At 76.3% G+C, this 232-nt stretch carries 1 protein-coding gene; it reads right to left on the reverse strand.

Annotated features, from left to right (window positions below):
- Window positions 1-220, reverse strand: a 220-nt coding sequence (locus tag KVS71_RS19310; protein ID WP_368874986.1) for a dihydrofolate reductase family protein, incomplete at its 3' end; no start/stop codon positions are given.
- Window positions 221-232 lie beyond the last annotated feature (12 nt).

Consider the following 232-nt stretch of genomic DNA (forward strand, 5'->3'; position numbering starts at 1 on the left):
GCTGGCGTTCGAGGAGGGGCCGGTCGATCTCGTCGGCCAGCCGCGCCGCGAGAGACCCGCCGCCGCACAGCCAGATCGCGCCGCCTTCCTCGCACTTGAGGCGCCGCACGACGTCCACCGGGACCTCCGCCGTCACCTCGAGATTCTCGGCCCCGGCGGGGCGGGGGCGGCGGAAGACGATCTGCCGCAGGTGCCGGTACGGGCGCGCGGGCCCGCCCACCCCGTAGGTGTC

This window comes from Microbacterium sp. GbtcB4, assembly GCF_019091465.1.
Lineage (GTDB): Bacteria > Actinomycetota > Actinomycetes > Actinomycetales > Microbacteriaceae > Microbacterium > Microbacterium paraoxydans.